17 protein-coding genes are annotated in these 17231 nt (G+C 66.4%); 14 read left to right on the top strand and 3 right to left on the bottom strand.

What is annotated here, in order from left to right; genetic code table 11:
- Window positions 1-14: 14 nt before the first annotated feature.
- From NNX37_RS00645 to NNX37_RS00675, 7 genes are all read left to right on the top strand, one after another.
- Window positions 15-1520: an ABC transporter permease gene (locus NNX37_RS00645; RefSeq protein ID WP_255790069.1), complete on the top strand. Its 1506-nt coding sequence runs from the start codon at window positions 15-17 to the stop codon at window positions 1518-1520.
- An 11-nt stretch (window positions 1521-1531) separates the two neighbouring features.
- Entirely contained in the window at window positions 1532-2575 is a 1044-nt protein-coding gene (locus NNX37_RS00650) for an ABC transporter permease (protein ID WP_255790071.1), read from the top strand.
- Complete coding sequence (locus tag NNX37_RS00655) at window positions 2572-4356, top strand: ABC transporter ATP-binding protein (RefSeq protein ID WP_255790072.1); 1785 nt, start codon at window positions 2572-2574, stop codon at window positions 4354-4356. Before NNX37_RS00650 ends, NNX37_RS00655 begins: the two co-directional genes overlap by 4 nt.
- Window positions 4357-4602: 246 nt before the next feature.
- Entirely contained in the window at window positions 4603-6102 is a 1500-nt protein-coding gene (locus NNX37_RS00660) for a CoA-acylating methylmalonate-semialdehyde dehydrogenase (RefSeq protein WP_255790074.1), read from the top strand.
- Window positions 6102-7184, top strand: a complete 1083-nt coding sequence (locus tag NNX37_RS00665) for an enoyl-CoA hydratase/isomerase family protein (RefSeq protein ID WP_255790075.1) — start codon at window positions 6102-6104, stop codon at window positions 7182-7184. Before NNX37_RS00660 ends, NNX37_RS00665 begins: the two co-directional genes overlap by 1 nt.
- A complete protein-coding gene (gene mmsB / locus NNX37_RS00670) occupies window positions 7177-8124 on the top strand; it encodes a 3-hydroxyisobutyrate dehydrogenase (protein ID WP_255790077.1) in 948 nt (315 codons plus the stop codon). The genes NNX37_RS00665 and mmsB overlap by 8 nt, the downstream gene beginning before the upstream one ends.
- A 72-nt stretch (window positions 8125-8196) precedes the next feature.
- Window positions 8197-8976, top strand: coding sequence for an enoyl-CoA hydratase (locus NNX37_RS00675; protein WP_255790078.1), 780 nt, complete (start codon window positions 8197-8199; stop codon window positions 8974-8976).
- 21 nt (window positions 8977-8997) lie between these two features.
- Here NNX37_RS00675 and NNX37_RS00680 read toward each other — a convergent pair whose 3' ends face one another.
- Window positions 8998-9504, bottom strand: coding sequence for a MarR family winged helix-turn-helix transcriptional regulator (locus NNX37_RS00680; RefSeq protein WP_255790080.1), 507 nt, complete (start codon window positions 9502-9504; stop codon window positions 8998-9000).
- A 264-nt stretch (window positions 9505-9768) separates the two neighbouring features.
- Between NNX37_RS00680 and NNX37_RS00685 the strand changes: the two genes are divergently transcribed.
- Together NNX37_RS00685 and NNX37_RS16590 are read left to right on the top strand one after the other, a co-directional pair.
- Window positions 9769-10950: an acyl-CoA dehydrogenase family protein gene (locus tag NNX37_RS00685; RefSeq protein ID WP_255790887.1), complete on the top strand. Its 1182-nt coding sequence runs from the start codon at window positions 9769-9771 to the stop codon at window positions 10948-10950.
- A gap of 130 nt (window positions 10951-11080) precedes the next feature.
- Window positions 11081-11155, top strand: coding sequence for a 50S ribosomal protein bL37 (locus NNX37_RS16590; RefSeq protein ID WP_104061284.1), 75 nt, complete (start codon window positions 11081-11083; stop codon window positions 11153-11155).
- A 110-nt stretch (window positions 11156-11265) separates the two neighbouring features.
- On the opposite strand, the gene rsrA is transcribed toward NNX37_RS16590, so the two are convergent.
- A complete protein-coding gene (gene rsrA, locus NNX37_RS00690) occupies window positions 11266-11526 on the bottom strand; it encodes a mycothiol system anti-sigma-R factor (RefSeq protein ID WP_255790082.1) in 261 nt (86 codons plus the stop codon).
- Complete coding sequence (locus tag NNX37_RS00695; RefSeq protein WP_255790086.1) at window positions 11523-12206, bottom strand: sigma-70 family RNA polymerase sigma factor; 684 nt, start codon at window positions 12204-12206, stop codon at window positions 11523-11525. The genes rsrA and NNX37_RS00695 overlap by 4 nt, the downstream gene beginning before the upstream one ends.
- 311 nt (window positions 12207-12517) lie before the next feature.
- On the opposite strand from NNX37_RS00695, the gene NNX37_RS00700 reads away from it, so the two are divergent.
- The 5 genes from NNX37_RS00700 (at window position 12518) to NNX37_RS00720 (ending at window position 17202) form a co-directional block, all read left to right on the top strand.
- On the top strand, window positions 12518-13066 hold the full coding sequence (locus NNX37_RS00700) for a DoxX family protein (protein ID WP_255790087.1): 549 nt from the start codon (window positions 12518-12520) through the stop codon (window positions 13064-13066).
- Between the two features lie 5 nt (window positions 13067-13071).
- Window positions 13072-14394: a 3-phosphoshikimate 1-carboxyvinyltransferase gene (gene aroA / locus NNX37_RS00705; RefSeq protein WP_255790089.1), complete on the top strand. Its 1323-nt coding sequence runs from the start codon at window positions 13072-13074 to the stop codon at window positions 14392-14394.
- Window positions 14391-15506 carry a ribosome small subunit-dependent GTPase A gene (rsgA, locus tag NNX37_RS00710; RefSeq protein ID WP_255790090.1) on the top strand — a complete coding sequence of 372 codons (1116 nt, stop codon included), beginning with the start codon at window positions 14391-14393 and terminating at the stop codon, window positions 15504-15506. The genes aroA and rsgA overlap by 4 nt, the downstream gene beginning before the upstream one ends.
- A 101-nt stretch (window positions 15507-15607) precedes the next feature.
- Window positions 15608-16417 carry a histidinol-phosphatase gene (gene hisN, locus NNX37_RS00715; RefSeq protein WP_255790096.1) on the top strand — a complete coding sequence of 270 codons (810 nt, stop codon included), beginning with the start codon at window positions 15608-15610 and terminating at the stop codon, window positions 16415-16417.
- 2 nt (window positions 16418-16419) lie between these two features.
- A complete protein-coding gene (locus tag NNX37_RS00720) occupies window positions 16420-17202 on the top strand; it encodes a class I SAM-dependent methyltransferase (RefSeq protein WP_255790098.1) in 783 nt (260 codons plus the stop codon).
- Window positions 17203-17231: the final 29 nt, after the last annotated feature.

Genomic DNA, 17231 nt, shown 5'->3' on the forward strand with positions numbered 1-17231 from the left:
TTCTTAAAAGAGCGGTGACCTCGTTCTTTATCCTTCTGGCCGCCACCGCGCTGATGTTTGTCCTGGCTGTGAATTCCGGCGATCCGCTCTGGGATCTGGCCGAGCTGCGCAACGCGGACCGGGAATCCCGGATAGCTGCCCGGACCGAAGCCATGCATCTGGACCAGCCCGTCTACATGCGCTACCTGCTCTGGCTGCAGGAAATCGGCCGCTGCATCATTCCCGGCGGCGCCCAGTGCACCCTGGGCCTGGACCGCGTGGGCAACCCCGTAATCGCCCAGCTGGAATCCGCCGTCGGTTCCACCTTCCGCCTGGTGGTCGTGGCAACGGTGCTCGCGATCATCCTCGGCGTACTCATCGGCGTCGTCACCGCACTGCGGCAGTACAGCGTGTTCGACTACTCCATCACGTTCGTCGCCTTCCTCCTCTTCTCCATGCCGCTCTTCTGGCTCTCCACGCTCCTCAAGCAGTACCTGGCCATCAGCCTCAACACCTGGCTCGGCAATCCGACCATGTCCTATCTGGGCATAGTGCTGCTGGGGCTGGTCGCCGGGTTGATCTGGATGATCATTATCGGCGGAGACCGCCGCCGCCGGCTGCAGGTCTTCGCTGTCGCTTCCGTGGCCACCTCCGTCACTATGCTGCTGCTGCTGATGAGCGGCTGGTTCAAGACCCCCGGCTTCGGTCCTGTCGGCATCCTGGTAAGTGCCTTCGCCATCGCCCTCGGAATCACGGCATTGTTCGCCGGCTTCCGGCGCCGGCGGATTATCTACGCTGCCCTCGCCACTGCTGCCGCGGGCTTCGTCGGTTACCTGCTCACCATGGGCATCATGAAAGACCCCGACTGGCTGACCATTGCCGGCCTGGCACTGGTGACCGTCGTCGTTTCCGCTGCCATCGGGCACTTCGTGGGGGGACCGTACGCGAAGCAGACCCGGCAGCTTACCGCCGTCGTCGGCCTGCTGATCGGTTCCATCGTGTTCCTGGATGCGCTCCTTCACGCCTACCCGACGCTGTCCCGCAAGACCGGAGGCCGGCCCATTCCCACCACCGGTTCCTCCACGCCCAACCTCGAGGGAACCTTCTGGGAAGTGAATCTCGATTACGCGCTGTACCTGGTGCTCCCGACCATCGCGATCATGCTGATTTCGTTTGCCATGTACACCCGCTACACCCGCGCCAGCCAGCTGGACGTGATGACCCAGGACTACATCCGCACCGCACGGGCCAAGGGGCTCAGCGAACGGACCGTCGTGGTCAAGCACGCGTTCCGCAACGCAATGATCCCGATCACCACCCTGATGGCCTTCGACTTCGCCGGTGTCCTCGGCGGCGCCGTGGTCACCGAATCGGTGTTCGGCTGGAACGGCATGGGCAAGATGTTCACCGACGGCCTGGAGCACGTGGACCCCAATGTCATCATGGCGTTCTTCCTCGTCACGGGCGTGGCCGCGGTGACCTTCAACATGCTGGCTGACATCGCGTACGCGTTCCTCGATCCGCGCATCAGCCTGAACTGATTGGTAGAACTATGACTGACAACAAGATTTCTGCGGACGGGCCGAAGGAAAGCAGTCCGGAGCTGACGGCCATGACGCTGGAGAGCCAGCGGACCGTCACGGCGGACTCCCCTGCAACCCGGGGGATCGTCGCTGAACCGAAGATCACCGAGGCCAAGAGCCAGTCCAAGCTGGTGCGTGAACGTTTCCTGCGGCACAAGGGCGCCATGGGCGGAATGATCAGCCTGGTCTTCATTGTGGTGCTGGCGTTCTCCTCCATCGGCTTCAACATCGGCCCGCTGCACATTCCGGGCTGGTGGCAGCACACTTTCTCCGAAGTACAGGAAACCGCCGACGGCGGCAGGCCCACCCTGTCCTGGACCGGGCTGGGCGACCACCCGTTCGGCCAGGACGCCCTGGGCCGGGACTACTTCGCCATGACCATGCGCGGGGCGCAGATCTCGCTGATCATCGCCTTCATTGTCGGCATTGTCGGCACCGCCATCGGCACCGTCGTCGGCGCTCTGGCCGGCTACTACCGCGGCAGGGTCGAAGCCGTCCTGATGCGCTTCACCGACGTCATCATCACCATCCCCCTGCTGGTGGTCGCGGCAGTGCTGTCCACGATCGTGGCCAAGGCCGGCATCGTGGTGTTCGCCGTCTTCCTGGGCATGCTCACCTGGACCGGGCTCGCCCGGATTGTCCGCGGCGAGTTCCTTTCCCTTCGGGAGAAGGAATTCGTCGAGGCAGCCAAGTCAGTGGGTGCAAGCTCGGCCCGGATCATCTTCAAGCACATCCTGCCCAACACAGTAGGCGTCATCATCGTCTCGGCCACGCTGGCCATCTCCGGCGCCATCCTGCTCGAAACTGCCCTGGGCTTCCTGGGCCTGGGCGTGCGGGAACCTGACACCTCGCTGGGCAAGCTGATCAATGACAACCGCTCCGCCATGACCGTGCGCCCCTGGGTCTTCCTCTGGCCGGGCGTGTTCATTGTGGCCATTGCCCTCGCCGTCAACTTCATCGGCGACGGGCTCCGGGATGCGTTCGATCCCCGACAGACAAGGAACAAGCAATGACCTCCACCCCGGTATACAGCGACGCCCCGGCAACGGGGACCGGCTCCCCCATCCTTGAGGTCACCGGACTCGGCGTCGATTTCAGTGTCGACAACGAATGGGTCATGGCCGCCGAAGACGTTCATTACCGGGTGTACCCCGGGGAAATCCTTGCCATTGTCGGCGAGTCCGGCTCCGGCAAGAGCATGTCCTCCATGGCGCTGCTCGGCCTGCTGCCCGGCAACGGGCGCTCCAAAGGCAGCGCGAAGCTGCTCGGCAAGGAGCTCATCGGTGCCCCGCAGTCGGCACTGCGCAGGATCCGCGGCAACGACATTGCCATGATCTTCCAGGAACCCATGACCGCCCTGAACCCGGTCCTGACAGTGGGTGAACAGGTCAAGGAGATCATCGAGCAGCACACGGACGCCTCCCCGGCCGAGGCGAAGGAACGCGCCATCGAGCTGTTGCGCATGGTGGAGATCCCGGACCCGGAAACCCGGTACGGGAATTACCCCCACCAGTTCTCCGGCGGGCAGCGCCAGCGGGCCATGATCGCCATCGCGATTGCCAATGACCCGATCCTGCTGATCGCCGATGAACCCACCACCGCCCTGGACGTTACCGTGCAGGCGGAAGTCCTTGAGCTGCTGCGCAAGCTCAACAAACGCCTGAACAGCGCCATCCTGCTCATTACGCATGACATGGGTGTGGTGGCCGACCTCGCCGACAACGTCATCGTGATGCAGAACGGCCGGATCGTTGAAGCGGCCTCCGCAGCGGACCTCTTCGGCGCCCCGCAGCAGGACTACACGAAGGCACTCCTCGACGCCGTCCCGCACCTGGGCTCGAAGGTGGGTGGCGTGCTGGCAGCGGTCGAGGTGGAGGATGACGGCTCCCTGCAGATTACCGAGGCGCCCCGGGCGGTCCTGAAGGCCTCCGAGGAGGTTGCCGAACCGACGTCCTCGCAGACGCCTGCCCTGCAGCTCGAGAATGTCGCCATCGAATATCCGGGACGGTTCCGCCAGCCGGCCTTCCGTGCCGTGTCGGATGTCGCCTTCACCATCATGCCGGGTGAAGTCATGGGCCTGGTGGGCGAATCCGGCTCCGGCAAGTCCACCATCGGCCGCGCCGTCACCGGCCTGCTGCCGGTGGCCGAGGGCAGTGTCCGGATCAACGGGACGGACATCGCCGGCCTCTCCCCGAAAAAGATGCGCCCGCTGCGGCGGAAGTTCGCCATCGTGTTCCAGGACCCGGCGGCATCATTGAACCCGCGCATGTCCATCGGTGAGAGCATCGGCGAACCGCTGTTCCTGCACGAGAAGCTCTCGAAGGCCGAGCTGGATAAGCGGGTGGAGAACCTGCTGGACGACGTCCAGCTGCCCAAGAGCTTCCGCAACCGGTATCCGCATGAGCTCTCCGGCGGCCAGCGCCAGCGCGTGGGCATTGCCCGGGCCCTGTCACTGCGTCCGTCCCTGCTCGTTGCCGATGAGCCGACGTCGGCGCTGGATGTGTCCGTGCAGGCACGCGTCCTGGCACTGCTGCAGGAACTGCAGCGGGAGTACGGCTTCGCCTGCCTGTTCGTCAGCCACGACCTGGCGGTGGTGGAGATCCTGGCCAGCCACATTGCGGTACTGAACAAGGGCAGGATGGTGGAGCAGGGTTCCACCGAGCAGGTCCTGAAGTACCCGCAGGATCCGTACACCCGCCGCCTGCTGGCAGCGGCCCCGGTGCCGGACCCCGCGGAGCAGGCCTACCGTCGCGAGCAGCGCAATGCGCTGCTGGCGGCCGGAAGCGGCGAATAAAGTAACCCCGGAGGAACAACTGCGGCGGCGGCGTCAGTGGCGGAAGGCCTTTCTTCCCCACGGCGCCGCCGTCGTCGTTCCCGGGGTGTCATGGTAAAGATGCGGCCGGGCCCGCGGTATCCGCCGTACCGGCAGTCTGGAATTTAGTTGGATGTCCGACTATGTTGGGGTGGGAAGACAGTGTCCCGGCTCACACCCAGCCGTGGTGCGGCTTCGAAATTCCACGGTGCAAAGGAGCATTCCATTATGGTTCGCGAGCTATCCCATTACGTTGACGGACAGCATGTTGGGGGTACCTCCGGGCGCTTCAGCGACGTCTACGATCCCTGCACGGGCGAGGTGCAGGCCAGGGTGCCCCTGGCCAGCACCGAGGAAGTCCGCAACGTTGTGTCCAACGCGGAAAAGGGCCAGCGGGAATGGGCGGCCATGAACCCGCAGCGGCGCGGCCGGATCCTGCTGAAGTTCGTTGACCTGGTGAACCAAAATCTGGAGGAACTGGCCACCCTGCTGTCCTCCGAACACGGCAAGACCCTCCCCGACGCGAAGGGCGACATTCAGCGCGGTATCGAGGTAGTGGAATTCGCTGCCGGCGCCCCGCACCTGCTCAAGGGCGAGTTTTCGGACAACGCCGGGGCCGGCATCGATGTCCACTCGCTGCGCCAGCCGCTCGGCGTCGTAGCCGGCATCACGCCGTTCAACTTTCCCGCCATGATTCCGCTCTGGAAGTCCGGCCCCGCCCTGGCCGCCGGCAATTCCTTCATCCTCAAGCCCTCCGAACGGGACCCTTCCGTGCCGCTGCGGCTTGCCGAGCTCTTTACGGAGGCAGGCGTTCCGGCCGGCGTCTTCAATGTGGTCAACGGCGACAAGGAAGCAGTGGATGCACTGCTGGAGGATCCGCGGGTATCTGCCATCGGCTTTGTCGGTTCCACGCCGATTGCGCAGTACATCTATGCCACTGCCGCTGCCCACGGAAAACGCGCCCAGTGTTTCGGCGGCGCGAAGAACCACATGGTCATCATGCCGGACGCCGATCTGGACATGGCCGCTGATGCCCTCATCGGTGCCGGCTTCGGCTCCGCCGGTGAACGCTGCATGGCGATCTCCGTGGCCGTCCCGGTCGGCAGGGCGACCGGCGACGCACTCGTTGCGAAGCTCCAGGAGCGGATCGCGGACCTGACGGTCGGCCACAGCCTCGCCGGGGATTCGGATTTCGGCCCGGTCGTGGCGGCTTCCGCGAAGGAACGGATCGAAGGGTACATCCAGGCCGGCGTGGATGAGGGCGCCACCCTGCTGGCCGACGGACGCGGCCTGACGGTAGAGGGTTATGAGGGCGGCTTCTGGGTGGGACCCACCCTCTTCGACAACGTCACCAAGGACATGACGATTTACAAGGAAGAGATCTTCGGGCCCGTGCTCAGCGTGCTCCGCGCAGAGGACTACGACGAGGCCCTGCGGCTGTGCAACGAGCACGAGTTCGGCAACGGCGTGGCCATCTTCACCCGCGACGGCGACTCCGCCCGTGACTTCGCCAGCCGGGTCCAGGTCGGCATGGTGGGCATCAACGTCCCCATTCCCGTCCCCATCGCGTACTACACTTTCGGCGGCTGGAAGGCTTCCGGATTCGGCGACCTCAACCAGCACGGCGCAGACGCTTTCCGCTTCTATACCAAGACCAAGACGGTCACCACCCGCTGGCCGTCGGGGATCCGCACCGGCGCCAGCTTCGTGATGCCGGAAGGCAGCTGATGGCGGCCATGGTCCCGGGCAGGCCTGCCTCTGCGGAGGTGCTGTTCGAACGCCGCGGCCGGCTCGGGGTGGTAACGCTCAACCGGCCCCGGGCGGTTAATGCACTGACGGCAGGCATGGCCTCGGCCATGCTGGAGCAGCTCAGGCTCTGGGCCGACGACGACGCGGTGGCGGCCGTCCTGGTGCGCGGCGCGGGCGACCGGGGGCTGTGCGCCGGGGGCGACATCGTGGCCATCTACCGCGATATGCTCGACGGCGGCAACGCCACAGCCGCCTTCTGGGCGGAGGAATACACGCTCAACCTGCTCATTTCGAACTACCCCAAGCCGTATGTGGCCTTGATGGACGGTCTCGTCCTCGGCGGAGGAGTCGGAATTTCCGCCCACGGATCCGTCCGGATCGTCACGGAGCGCACCCGGCTGGGCATGCCGGAGACCACCATCGGCTTCGTGCCCGACGTCGGCGGAACCCTGCTGCTCTCCCGCGCACCCGGGAAAACCGGCACCCATGCAGCACTCACGGGGGCCCACCTCAGCGGCGCCGATGCAGTGTTCCTGGGCTTCGCGGACTTCTTCATTCCGTCGTCGAAGCTGGCGAACTTTGCCGCTGCCCTGGAGCACGAGGCGGTGGAGGCCGCCGTCGCGCGCTTCGCAGAGGCGGCACCGCCGTCCGGACTCGCAGGGCAGGACTGGATTGACACCTGCTACACGGGGAACGACGCCGGGGAGATTGTGCGCCGGCTGCGGGCCTTCGACGGGCAGGGCCGGGAGGAGGCGGCCAAGGCCGCCGAGGCGATAGCAGCCAAGTCACCAACGGCAGTAAAAGTGGCGCTGGAATCCCTGCGCCGGGTGAAGGGACTGACGCTGGAGAAAGCCTTGGAACAGGAGTACCGGGTGGGACTGCGGTTCCTCGCCGGATCCGATTTCAGGGAGGGCATCCGCGCCCAGGTGGTGGACAAGGACTACTCCCCGCGCTGGCAGCCCGCCACGCTGGCAGAGGTCAGCGACGAGGACGTCGAATCGTATTTTGCGCCGCTGGGTAACCGTGAACTGAGACTTTCCAAGGAGCACAACAATGTCTGAACCAGCAACTCCGGCGCCGGGCTCCGGGGAGCGGACCGCTCCGGTCGCCTTCCTCGGACTGGGCCACATGGGCGGGCCGATGGCCGTTCGCCTCGTCAACGCCGGATACTCCGTGACCGGCTTCGACCTGATGCCCGCCGCCCTCGAAACCGCTCAGGCGAACGGCATTGCCACAGCCGCCGGCGCTGCGGAGGCGGTGGCCGGCGCCGGTGTCGTCCTCACCATGCTGCCCAGCGGCAAGCATCTGCTGGACGCCTACCGGGGCACCGGCGGCGAGCCGGGCCTGCTCGCCGCTGCCGCCCCGAACACGCTTTTCCTGGACTGCTCCACCATTAACGTGGACGAGGCGCGGGAGGCGGCCGAACTCGCCGTGGCTGCCGGCCACCGGGCGGTGGACGCACCGGTTTCGGGCGGCGTCGTGGGCGCCGAGGCAGGCACTTTGACCTTTATGGTGGGCGCGTTGCCGGAGGATTTCGAAGCAGTCCATCCGATGCTCGAGGTGATGGGCCGGCGCGTGGTCCACTGCGGAGACCACGGTGCAGGCCAGGCCGCCAAAATCTGCAACAACATGATCCTCGGCATCTCGATGATCGCGGTCAGCGAAGCCTTTGTGCTCGGCGAAAAGCTGGGCCTGACCCATGAGGCCCTGTTCGATGTTGCCTCCGCGGCCTCCGGCCAGTGCTGGGCGCTGACCACCAACTGCCCCGTGCCGGGTCCGGTGCCAGCCAGCCCGGCGAACCGCGACTACCAGCCGGGATTCGCCGGAGCCCTGATGGCGAAGGACCTGAAGCTGGCCCTCAATGCGCTGGAAAGCACGGGGGTCGCCGCGCAGTTGGGACCGCTCGCTTCTGCCATCTACGATGACTTTGCTGCCGAAGGCGGCGCGGGCCGGGACTTCTCCGGCATCATCACCGATATCCGGGACAAGTCCGCGCACTAGTTTTCCGCATTCACGACTTTGCACACCACGATTTGACCAGCACGATTTGAACCAGCAGCCGAGGGGCCGGACATGACGGAGCAGTACACCAACATTCTCGTAGAGCAGCGTGGCCGGGTGGGGCTCGTAACGCTCAACCGGCCCGAGGCGCTGAACGCACTCAACAAGGCCACCATGGACGAACTCGTGGGCGCCCTGACCGCCATGGACGCCGATCCCGCGGTCGGGGCGGTCGTGATCACCGGATCCGGCAAGGCCTTCGCCGCCGGGGCGGACATCAAGGAAATGCAGTCCAAGGGCTACATGGACATGTATGCGGCGGACTGGTTCCGCGGCTGGGAAGACCTGACCCGACTGCGCATTCCGGTGATAGCTGCCGTGTCCGGATTCGCCCTGGGCGGCGGCTGTGAGCTCGCGATGATGTGCGATTTCATCATCGCCGGAGATAACGCCAAATTCGGCCAGCCGGAAATCAATCTCGGAGTGCTCCCCGGCATGGGCGGCTCCCAGCGGCTCACCCGCGCCGTCGGAAAATCCAAGGCAATGGACATGATCCTGACCGGGCGCTTCATCGACGCCGCGGAAGCCGAACGTGCCGGCCTGGTATCCCGCGTGGTGCCGGCTGCGGACGTGGTGGAGGAAGCCCTGAACGCTGCGGCGGTGATTGCCTCCAAATCCAAGCCGGTGGCCATGGTTGCCAAGGAAGCCGTCAACGCGGCGTTCGAGACAGGGCTCGCCCAGGGGGTGCTCTTCGAACGGCGCGTCTTCCACTCGCTGTTCGCCACAGATGACCAGAAGGAAGGCATGTCGGCGTTCGTCGAGAAGCGCAAACCGGACTTCACCCACCGCTGACGGGCACATCCCACCGCGGGGTCAGCCGCTGAAGTCGCCGGCATTCCTGCGGAAGCTGCCCAGTATCCGGATCAGCTCGTCTATATCCTGCTCTCCGAATCCGGACTGTGCGAACACCGCCGAGTTCAGTGCCAGAGTCGCCTGCCGGGCCAGCGTCCGTCCCTCCCGGGTGAGCCCGATCAGGGTGGTTCGCCCGTCTGTGGGATGCGGAGACCGGATCACCAGTCCCGCGTCCTGCAGGCGGTCGACGGCGTTCGTCACCGAGGTGGGGTGCACCTGGAGAAGCGCGCTGGCCTTGTTCATGGGCAGTGCCCCGCTGCGGGCAAAGCTCAGCAGAGTGAGGAGTTCGTACCGGGCAAACGTCAGCCCGAACGGCTTCAGGACCCCCTCGATCCGGGCCAGCAGGATCTGCTGTGTCCGCATGATGGCTGTAACGGCAGCCATCGGTGCGGCGACCTCGGACCAGCCGTGCCGTTCCCAGTTTCCTCTGGCGTCCGCAATGGGATCACGCGGCAGCGGCGTTGCCACGGCACCTCCGGCTTCCCGATCTGGCAGTCATGGGCCCCAGCCTAGCTGTATCAGTGACGGCAGGCCCGCTTCGCCCGCCTGCCGGCGAAGCCGCCGTCGTCAGGGCTCCGGACCCCGTCCGAAACCGGCCGGATAGTGATCCCCGTCACCCTGCAATATACTTGGACGTCCAAGGGTTTGGAAGAGCCGGTTCGTTTCTGCCGGGTCATGACGAAGGGATGTTCGCCCGTGCAGCCACAAAGACGTGCCACCGGTCAGGACCTCATGGAGGAGAACACCGCGGCGGTCCCGCCGTTCCCGGACGTTGACCTCATGTACATCGCCGACCTGCTTCCTCCTGAGGAACAGGTCCGGTACCGGGAGGTCCGGACCTTCCTCCAGTCCCGGATCCGGGCGGCTTCGATCGACTACTGGAACCGGGAGGAATTCCCCTTCGAGCTGGTCGCGGAGCTGGGGAAATACGGCCTCGGCGGGCTGCAGACGGACGGAACCTCGAAGCTGTTCAAGGGACTGATGTACGCGGAGGTCGCGCGGGCCGACGTTTCCCTCTCCGCACTGGTGGGGATCCACAACGAACTGATCGTCGGCATGGTGAACCAGCTCGGCTCCGAGGAGCAGAAGGCGCGCTGGCTGCCGGGACTCACCGCCCTCACGCAGATCGGAGCCTTCGCCCTGACCGAGCCGGAGCACGGATCGGACATAGCCGGGGGGCTGGCCACCACGGCGCGCCGCGAGGGGGACGAGTGGGTGATCAACGGCGCCAAGCGCTGGATCGGCGCCGGCACCATCGCCGACTTTGCCCTCGTCTGGGCGAGGGACGCCGCCGACCAGCAGATTAAGTGCTTTCTCGTCGAGACGGACCGGCCCGGCTACACCGCGACAAAGATCGCGAACAAGATCGGGCTGCGGATCATGCAGAACGCGGACATCGTGCTCGACGAAGTCCGCATTCCGGCAGCCAACCTGCTGCCGGGTGCCACCGATTTTTCCAAAGCCAATGAACTGCTGCGCGATTCGCGTGCCTGGGTGGGCTGGCAGGCCGCCGGCATTCAGCTGGCCGCCTTCGACGTCGCCCGTTCCTATGCCCTGAGCCGGAAGCAGTTCGGCAAGGAGCTCGCCCGGTTCCAGCTGATCCAGCAGCAGCTGGCGGAAATCCTGGGCAATGCCTCCGTCTCGCTCGCACTGATGGCCCAGCTGGCCACCATCCAGCAGGACGGCAAGCTCGAGATGGTCCAGGCGGCGATGGCCAAATCCACCACTACCCGGCTGGCCCGGGCATCGGTGGCCATGGGGCGGTCCCTGCTGGGCGGCAACGGGATCAGCACGGACTATGAGATGGGCAAGCTGTTCGGCGATGCTGAAATCCTCTACACCTACGAGGGCAGTTACGAGATCAATTCCCTGATTGTGGCGCGGGCCGTGACCGGGAAATCGGCATTCGTCTAGGCGGCCGGGAAATTGCGCCGCCGCACCGGCTGTCCCGGCCCGATGCCGCACGGCCGGCGCGCGTTAGGCGTGCACGTGAGGCATGTGGGACACTGGAGGGCAGAACTTTCAAGAATCGAAGGAGGCAGCTATGAGCAAGCGTGCACGCAAGCGTCGTGACCGTAAGCGCGGCGGCGCTAACCACGGTAAGCGTCCCAACGCCTAAGCAGAGCTTAGGTAGCCGCGTGACCAGTTGGTCAGGCAAAAAGAACCCCCGGAACCAATTGGTGCCGGGGGTTCTTTTACGTCTGCGACTGTTACGCCGCATCGGAAATCCTAGTGGTCTGCCGTCTGGATCTGGCTGATGCGCGTGAGGATGCTGGCCTTCAGCGTCTCAGGCGCCGCCTCGGTGCAGGACCGTTTCACGACTGAACGGATCACGCACTCCAGGTCATGTTCCTGGGCGCACTCCGGGCACCCGTCGAGGTGCTCCTTGATTTCCACGAGGTCGTCGTGGGACAGGGCGCCGTCCAGGTATTCGTACAGCCGTTCGATGCGGGCGTCGTCGCAATCGCCCAGGCTCTGGCAATCGCTCATAGCTCATTCCCCTGTTTCTTGGTTGATGCGCCGGCGGCTTCGGCTGCGGGCAATTTGCCCTTGATGCCGCGTTCATGTGCGTACTCCGCCAGGAGCTCGCGCAGCATCTTGCGCCCGCGGTGCAACCGCGACATCACGGTGCCGATCGGCGTGTTCATGATTTCTGAAATTTCCTTGTACGCGAACCCCTCCACATCGGAGAAGTAGACGGCAAGCCGGAACTCCTCCGGAATGGACTGCAGGGCGTCCTTGACATCGGAATCCGGCAGGTGGTCCAGCGCGACCGCTTCAGCGGACCGGAGTCCGGTGGAGCTGTGCTCCGCCGCGCGGGCCAGCTGCCAGTCCTCAACACCGTCGGAGTTGGCCTGCAGGGGCTCCCGCTGCCGCTTCCGGTAGAGGTTGATGTACGTGTTGGTCAGGATCCGGTACAGCCAGGCCTTGAGGTTCGTCCCCGGCCGGTACTGGTGAAAAGCGGAGAACGCTTTGGTGTAGGCCTCCTGCACCAGGTCCTCCGCGTCGGAGGGATTGCGCGCCATGCGCATGGCCGCCGAATAGAGCTGGTCCACATACTGCATGGCGTCCTGCTCAAAGCGAAGCTTGCGTGCCTCATCCGTTTCGGTGGCAACATCGAGCTCGAAGTCTTCCACGTGGGGGCTGCCTTCCGGCGCATCAGTTCTCATCACCTCCCAGTCTACGGTGCGGGCCGGAACCCGTACGTGTAGCTTCGGCCCGCGGACATTCCGCGCTGTAGTCAGCGTGGCGGCTGGCACGATGCATTTCTCCTGACTGTCGACAAAGCACATCCTGATACCCGTTCCAACGACGGCGCCCGGCCCCCTATTCCCGCCCCTCCCCCGGGCAACGGCCAGGCGGACCCGGGCGGCACGCGAACGCGCACGTGTGCGTTGCCGCAAAATGCCAGACTAAGGTGGAAGCAGCACCACATGCCGTTTTTGTACGCGTCACTGATGAATTTCCCAGGAGTGCACTTATGTCGATAGTCCGTTTGATTGCCCGCCCGTTGCTCGCCACCGGTTTCGTAGCCGTAGGCGTTGAGCGCCTTCGGAATGCTGACCAGACCGCTGAACAGCTCACCCCCACGCTGAAGAAGATCGGCAGCACCGTTCCTTCGGCCGCAGCCTTCACGTCCAACCCCGCTCTCGTAGCCAAGGTTGTCGGCTACACGCAGGTAGGCGCTGCCTCGATGCTCGGCATGGGCAAGTTCGCCCGTCTGGCATCCCTCCTGCTGGCCGGAACCGCCGCCCTGAACTCCGTGGTGGAGTACCGCAACGCCGAGGCTTCCACCGCCGCAGAGCGCAAGGAACGGCGCAACCAGCTGCTCAAGAACCTCTCCCTCATCGGCGGCGTCCTGCTCGCCGCCGTCGACACCAACGGCCGTCCGGGCCTGGCCTGGCGTGCCGGCCACCTGGCCTCGGATACCAGCCGCAGGACCCGGGCAGTATCGAAGTCGGTTTCGAAGGGCACACGCAAGCAGCTCAAGGCCGTGTCCCACGCCGCTTCGGACATCGTCGGTTCCTAGCAGCAATGAGTGCTCCGAATGCCGGGGTGCCGGCCAGCTGGCCGGCACCCTTCGTGACCTCGCCCGTGGACGCAACCGTCTCGGTGCCGGGTTCGAAGTCGCTGACCAACCGATATCTGGTCCTGGCCGCCCTTGCGGACGGCAGGTCCAGGTTGCGGGCACCCCTGCATTCGCGGGATTCGGAGCTGATGGTCTCCGCCCTGCGGAGCCTCGGAGCAACAGTTACGGAGATCAGCGGCGACGGCGCCTTCGGCCCTGACCTGCTGGTTGATCCCCTCCCCGCAGCAGCCCCGGGTACGCGCCGGGTGGACTGCGGCCTGGCCGGAACGGTGATGCGTTTCGTGCCGCCCCTGGCTGCCCTCGCCGGCGGCACCACCGCGTTCGACGGTGACCCGCATGCCCGTACCCGGCCCATGGGCGCCGTCATCGACGCCCTGCGCGCCCTCGGCGTCCGGGTTGACGACGGCGGCACCGGGGCCCTTCCCTTCACCGTCACCGGCTCCGGGCGCATCGCCGGAGGCCGCCTGGAGATCGACGCCGGAGCCTCCTCCCAGTTCGTCTCGGCCCTGCTGCTCGCAGCACCGCGCTTCGATGACGGACTGCACCTCGTCCACCGGGGCAGCACACTGCCCAGCCCGGACCACATTGCCATGACCGTCTCGGTGCTGCGCGGCGTCGGAGTGGACGTTGATGACTCCGTCCCGAACGAATGGCGTGTGGCTCCCGGCCCCGTAGCCGCCTTCGACACCGTGGTTGAACCGGACCTGTCCAACGCCGGCCCCTTCCTCGCCGCGGCACTTGTTACGGGCGGGACGGTCCGGATGACCGGCTGGCCCGCCTCCACCACCCAGGTGGGCGACAAATGGCGGACCATCCTCCCGGCGCTCGGAGCCTCCGTGCATCTGGCGGACGGGACCCTCACCGTCACCGGCACCGGCCGCATCACCGGCGCAGACCTGGCCGACACCAGCGAACTGGCCCCCACGGTTGCCGCCGTCTGCGCCCTGGCCGACTCGCCGTCGACCCTTACCGGCATTGCCCACCTGCGCGGCCACGAAACCGACCGGCTGGCCGCCCTCGTCACCGAAATCCGCCGGCTCGGCGGAGACGCGGAGGAAACAGCGGACGGTCTGGTGATCCGGCCCGCGGAACTGCACGCCGGCACCTGGGAGACCTATGCCGACCACCGGATGGCCACCGCCGGCGCACTGATCGGCCTCGCCGTTCCCGGCGTCGTCGTCCGAGACATTGACACCACAGCCAAGACACTGCCCCAGTTCCCCGAACTCTGGCAGCAGCTGACCCGATCGGCGGGAGCCAGACCATGACACGCAGCACCAGCGGCTGGGACGAGTCCGACGTCCGCGTCCGCCCCAACAAAAAGGGCTCCCGGCCCCGCACCAAGGACCGCCCCGCCCATGACGACGCCGTCATCGGCCGGATCATCACCGTGGACCGCGGCCGCTATACCGCCGTGGTGGATGAAGACACCGACGCCGAACGCACCGTTATTGCCGCCCGTGCCCGCGAACTGCGGCGCACCCCGGTGGTGGCCGGAGACCTGGTGGCACTGGTCGGCGACGTCACCGGCGCCCCGGATACCCTCGCCCGGCTGGTCCGCGTCGAGGAACGCCGAACCCTGCTGCGCCGCAGCGCCGACGACACGGATCCGGTGGAACGCGTGGTGGTGGCCAACGCCGACCAGCTGGTGATCGTGGTGGCCGCGGCCAACCCCGAACCCCGCACCGGCTTCATCGACCGCGCCCTCGTGGCGGCGTACGACGCCGGGATCTCCCCCGTCCTGTGCATCACCAAGGCGGACATCAAGGACCCGGCCGACCTGCTGGCCAACTACGAACACCTGGACATGGACGTCATCATCAGCCGCACCGCCGCAGCTGACGCGTCCGGCATCGACGCGCGCTCCGACGACGGCCTGTCCGCCCGCCTGCAGGGCACCGCGATCGAGGCCCTCCACGAGGTACTCAAGGGCAACGTCAGTGTCCTGGTGGGCCCCTCAGGCGTCGGCAAATCCACCCTCGTCAACGCCCTGACGGGTTCCGCCCGTGCCACCGGCGGCGTCAATGCCGTCACCGGACGCGGCCGGCACACCTCCTCCTCCGCCCTGGCGCTGCGGCTGAGCGATTCACCGGCAGGCAGCTGGATCATCGACACCCCGGGTATCCGCTCCTTCGGCCTGGCCCATGTGGACCCGGACCGGATCCTGCAGGCCTTCCCCGACCTGGAGCCGGGCACCGCGGACTGCGAACGCGGCTGCCGGCACGATTCGGTCGCCGTCGGCTGCGGGCTGGACCCGTGGGTGGAAGGCGGACACGCCGGCCCCGCCGGACCCGCACGGCTTGCCTCCCTGCGCCGGCTGCTGGGTACCGGCACCCGCACGGAGAACAAGTCCTCCGCCAAGGAGCTTGGCGAGCAATAGCCTTCCCCGCCCGGTCGAAGGCCGCGGGATTTACCAGGACATCGCCCGCTAACGGGTGTAATGCGGGGATGTGCCCGCCGACTAAGGATAAGTTGGACAGTATGCCGTTCGTTCAGAACTACAACGATGACCTGCGCTTGGCCCACGTAATGGCCGACTCCGTGGATGACCAGACCATGTCCCGCTTCCGGGCCCTGGACCTGAAGATCGAGACCAAGCCGGACTTCACCCCGGTCACCGATGCCGACAAGGCCGCCGAAGATGCCATCCGCGGGCAGCTCTCCCGCGCCCGTCCCCGTGACGCCGTCCTGGGCGAGGAATTCGGTTCCAGCGGCTCCGGCCCGCGGCGCTGGATCATCGATCCGATCGACGGCACCAAGAACTTCATCCGCGGCGTCCCCGTCTGGGCCACCCTGATCTCCCTGGTCGACGACGGCGTCCCGGTGGTCGGTCTTGTCAGCGCCCCGGCGCTGGGCAAGCGCTGGTGGGCAGCCACCGGTACCGGGGCCTACATGGGCCGGTCCCTGGCCGCGGCGACCCGGCTGCATGTCTCCAACGTGTCCCGGCTGTCCGACGCGTCAATGTCCTACTCCAGCCTTGGCGGCTGGAAGGACCGCGGCAATCTCGAAGAGTTCCTGGACCTGACCGAGTCCGTATGGCGCACCCGTGCCTATGGCGATTTCTGGTCCTACTGCATGGTGGCCGAAGGCGCCGTGGACATTGCCTGTGAGCCCGAGCTCAACCTTTATGACATGGCTGCCCTTGTACCGATCATCACCGAGGCCGGCGGCCGTTTCTCCTCCCTCGAGGGGGAAGACGGGCCGTTCGGCGGTAACGCCCTGGCCACCAACGGGACGCTCCACAGCGAAGTGCTGCAGCGGCTGAATCCCGATCTGGACGACCTCCTGTAACTGTGGGCATTTCCGGACCCCGGCTCGAGGCACTGCGCCGCCGGCAGCTGGCGGACAGCTACCAGGCGGGCGGGGAACACTATGACCGCATCCGCCCCGGCTATCCCGCCGAGGCCGTGCGCTGGCTGTTCGACCGTCCCGCCGGCCCGGACTCCCCTGCGGTACGGGACGTGGCCGACGTCGGCGCCGGCACCGGAAAGTACACCCGTGAACTGCGTGCCGCCGGGTTGAATGCCGTCGCCGTGGACCCGTCCCGGGACATGCTCGAGCAGCTGTCCCGGCTGCTGCCGGAGGTTCCGGTGAAGGTCGGCACGGCCGAAGATACGGGCCTTCCCCCGTCCTCCCTGGACGCCGTGACCGTGGCCCAGGCCTGGCACTGGTGCGACCCGGCGGCAGCCGGCCGGGAGTTCGACCGCATCCTGCGGCCGCACGGCGTCGTCGGCCTGGTGTGGAACCAGCTGGACGTGAGCGTGCCGTGGGTCCACCGCTATTCACGCATCATCCATGCCGGCGATGTCCTCCGGCCGGGCTTCCGGCCGGAGCCCGGCCCCGGCTTTCGACTGGACGAGTCCTCTACAGTGGCCTGGACGCAGCCAATGACGCCCGAAGACCTGTTCGAGCTGGCCCGGTCGCGGGCGTTCTATCTTTCGGCCAGCCCCGCCGCCCGGCAGAAACTCACCACGAACCTGTCCTGGTACCTGTACGAACACCTGGGCCACGCCCCCGGGGACGTGCTGGACCTGCCGTACCTCACGCTGACCTGGCGGGCGGTACGGACGGCCTGATGCGCCGGCTCTCCCGCCTACATACAATT

Source organism: Arthrobacter zhaoxinii (assembly GCF_024385505.1).
GTDB classification, from domain to species: Bacteria; Actinomycetota; Actinomycetes; order Actinomycetales; family Micrococcaceae; genus Arthrobacter_B; species Arthrobacter_B zhaoxinii.

What these genes read in the sequence shown, in the direction of transcription:
- mmsB (WP_255790077.1), top strand. Translation starts at nt 7,177, where the DNA reads ATGTCTGAACCAGCAACTCCGGCGCCGGGCTCCGGGGAGCGGACCGCT.
- rsrA (WP_255790082.1), bottom strand. Translation starts at nt 11,526, where the DNA reads ATGAGCGATTGCCAGAGCCTGGGCGATTGCGACGACGCCCGCATCGAA.
- NNX37_RS00675 (WP_255790078.1), top strand. Translation starts at nt 8,197, where the DNA reads ATGACGGAGCAGTACACCAACATTCTCGTAGAGCAGCGTGGCCGGGTG.
- NNX37_RS00650 (WP_255790071.1), top strand. Translation starts at nt 1,532, where the DNA reads ATGACTGACAACAAGATTTCTGCGGACGGGCCGAAGGAAAGCAGTCCG.
- NNX37_RS00685 (WP_255790887.1), top strand. Translation starts at nt 9,769, where the DNA reads ATGGAGGAGAACACCGCGGCGGTCCCGCCGTTCCCGGACGTTGACCTC.
- NNX37_RS00700 (WP_255790087.1), top strand. Translation starts at nt 12,518, where the DNA reads ATGTCGATAGTCCGTTTGATTGCCCGCCCGTTGCTCGCCACCGGTTTC.
- aroA (WP_255790089.1), top strand. Translation starts at nt 13,072, where the DNA reads ATGAGTGCTCCGAATGCCGGGGTGCCGGCCAGCTGGCCGGCACCCTTC.
- NNX37_RS00665 (WP_255790075.1), top strand. Translation starts at nt 6,102, where the DNA reads ATGGCGGCCATGGTCCCGGGCAGGCCTGCCTCTGCGGAGGTGCTGTTC.
- NNX37_RS00655 (WP_255790072.1), top strand. Translation starts at nt 2,572, where the DNA reads ATGACCTCCACCCCGGTATACAGCGACGCCCCGGCAACGGGGACCGGC.
- NNX37_RS00660 (WP_255790074.1), top strand. Translation starts at nt 4,603, where the DNA reads ATGGTTCGCGAGCTATCCCATTACGTTGACGGACAGCATGTTGGGGGT.
- NNX37_RS00695 (WP_255790086.1), bottom strand. Translation starts at nt 12,206, where the DNA reads ATGAGAACTGATGCGCCGGAAGGCAGCCCCCACGTGGAAGACTTCGAG.
- hisN (WP_255790096.1), top strand. Translation starts at nt 15,608, where the DNA reads ATGCCGTTCGTTCAGAACTACAACGATGACCTGCGCTTGGCCCACGTA.
- rsgA (WP_255790090.1), top strand. Translation starts at nt 14,391, where the DNA reads ATGACACGCAGCACCAGCGGCTGGGACGAGTCCGACGTCCGCGTCCGC.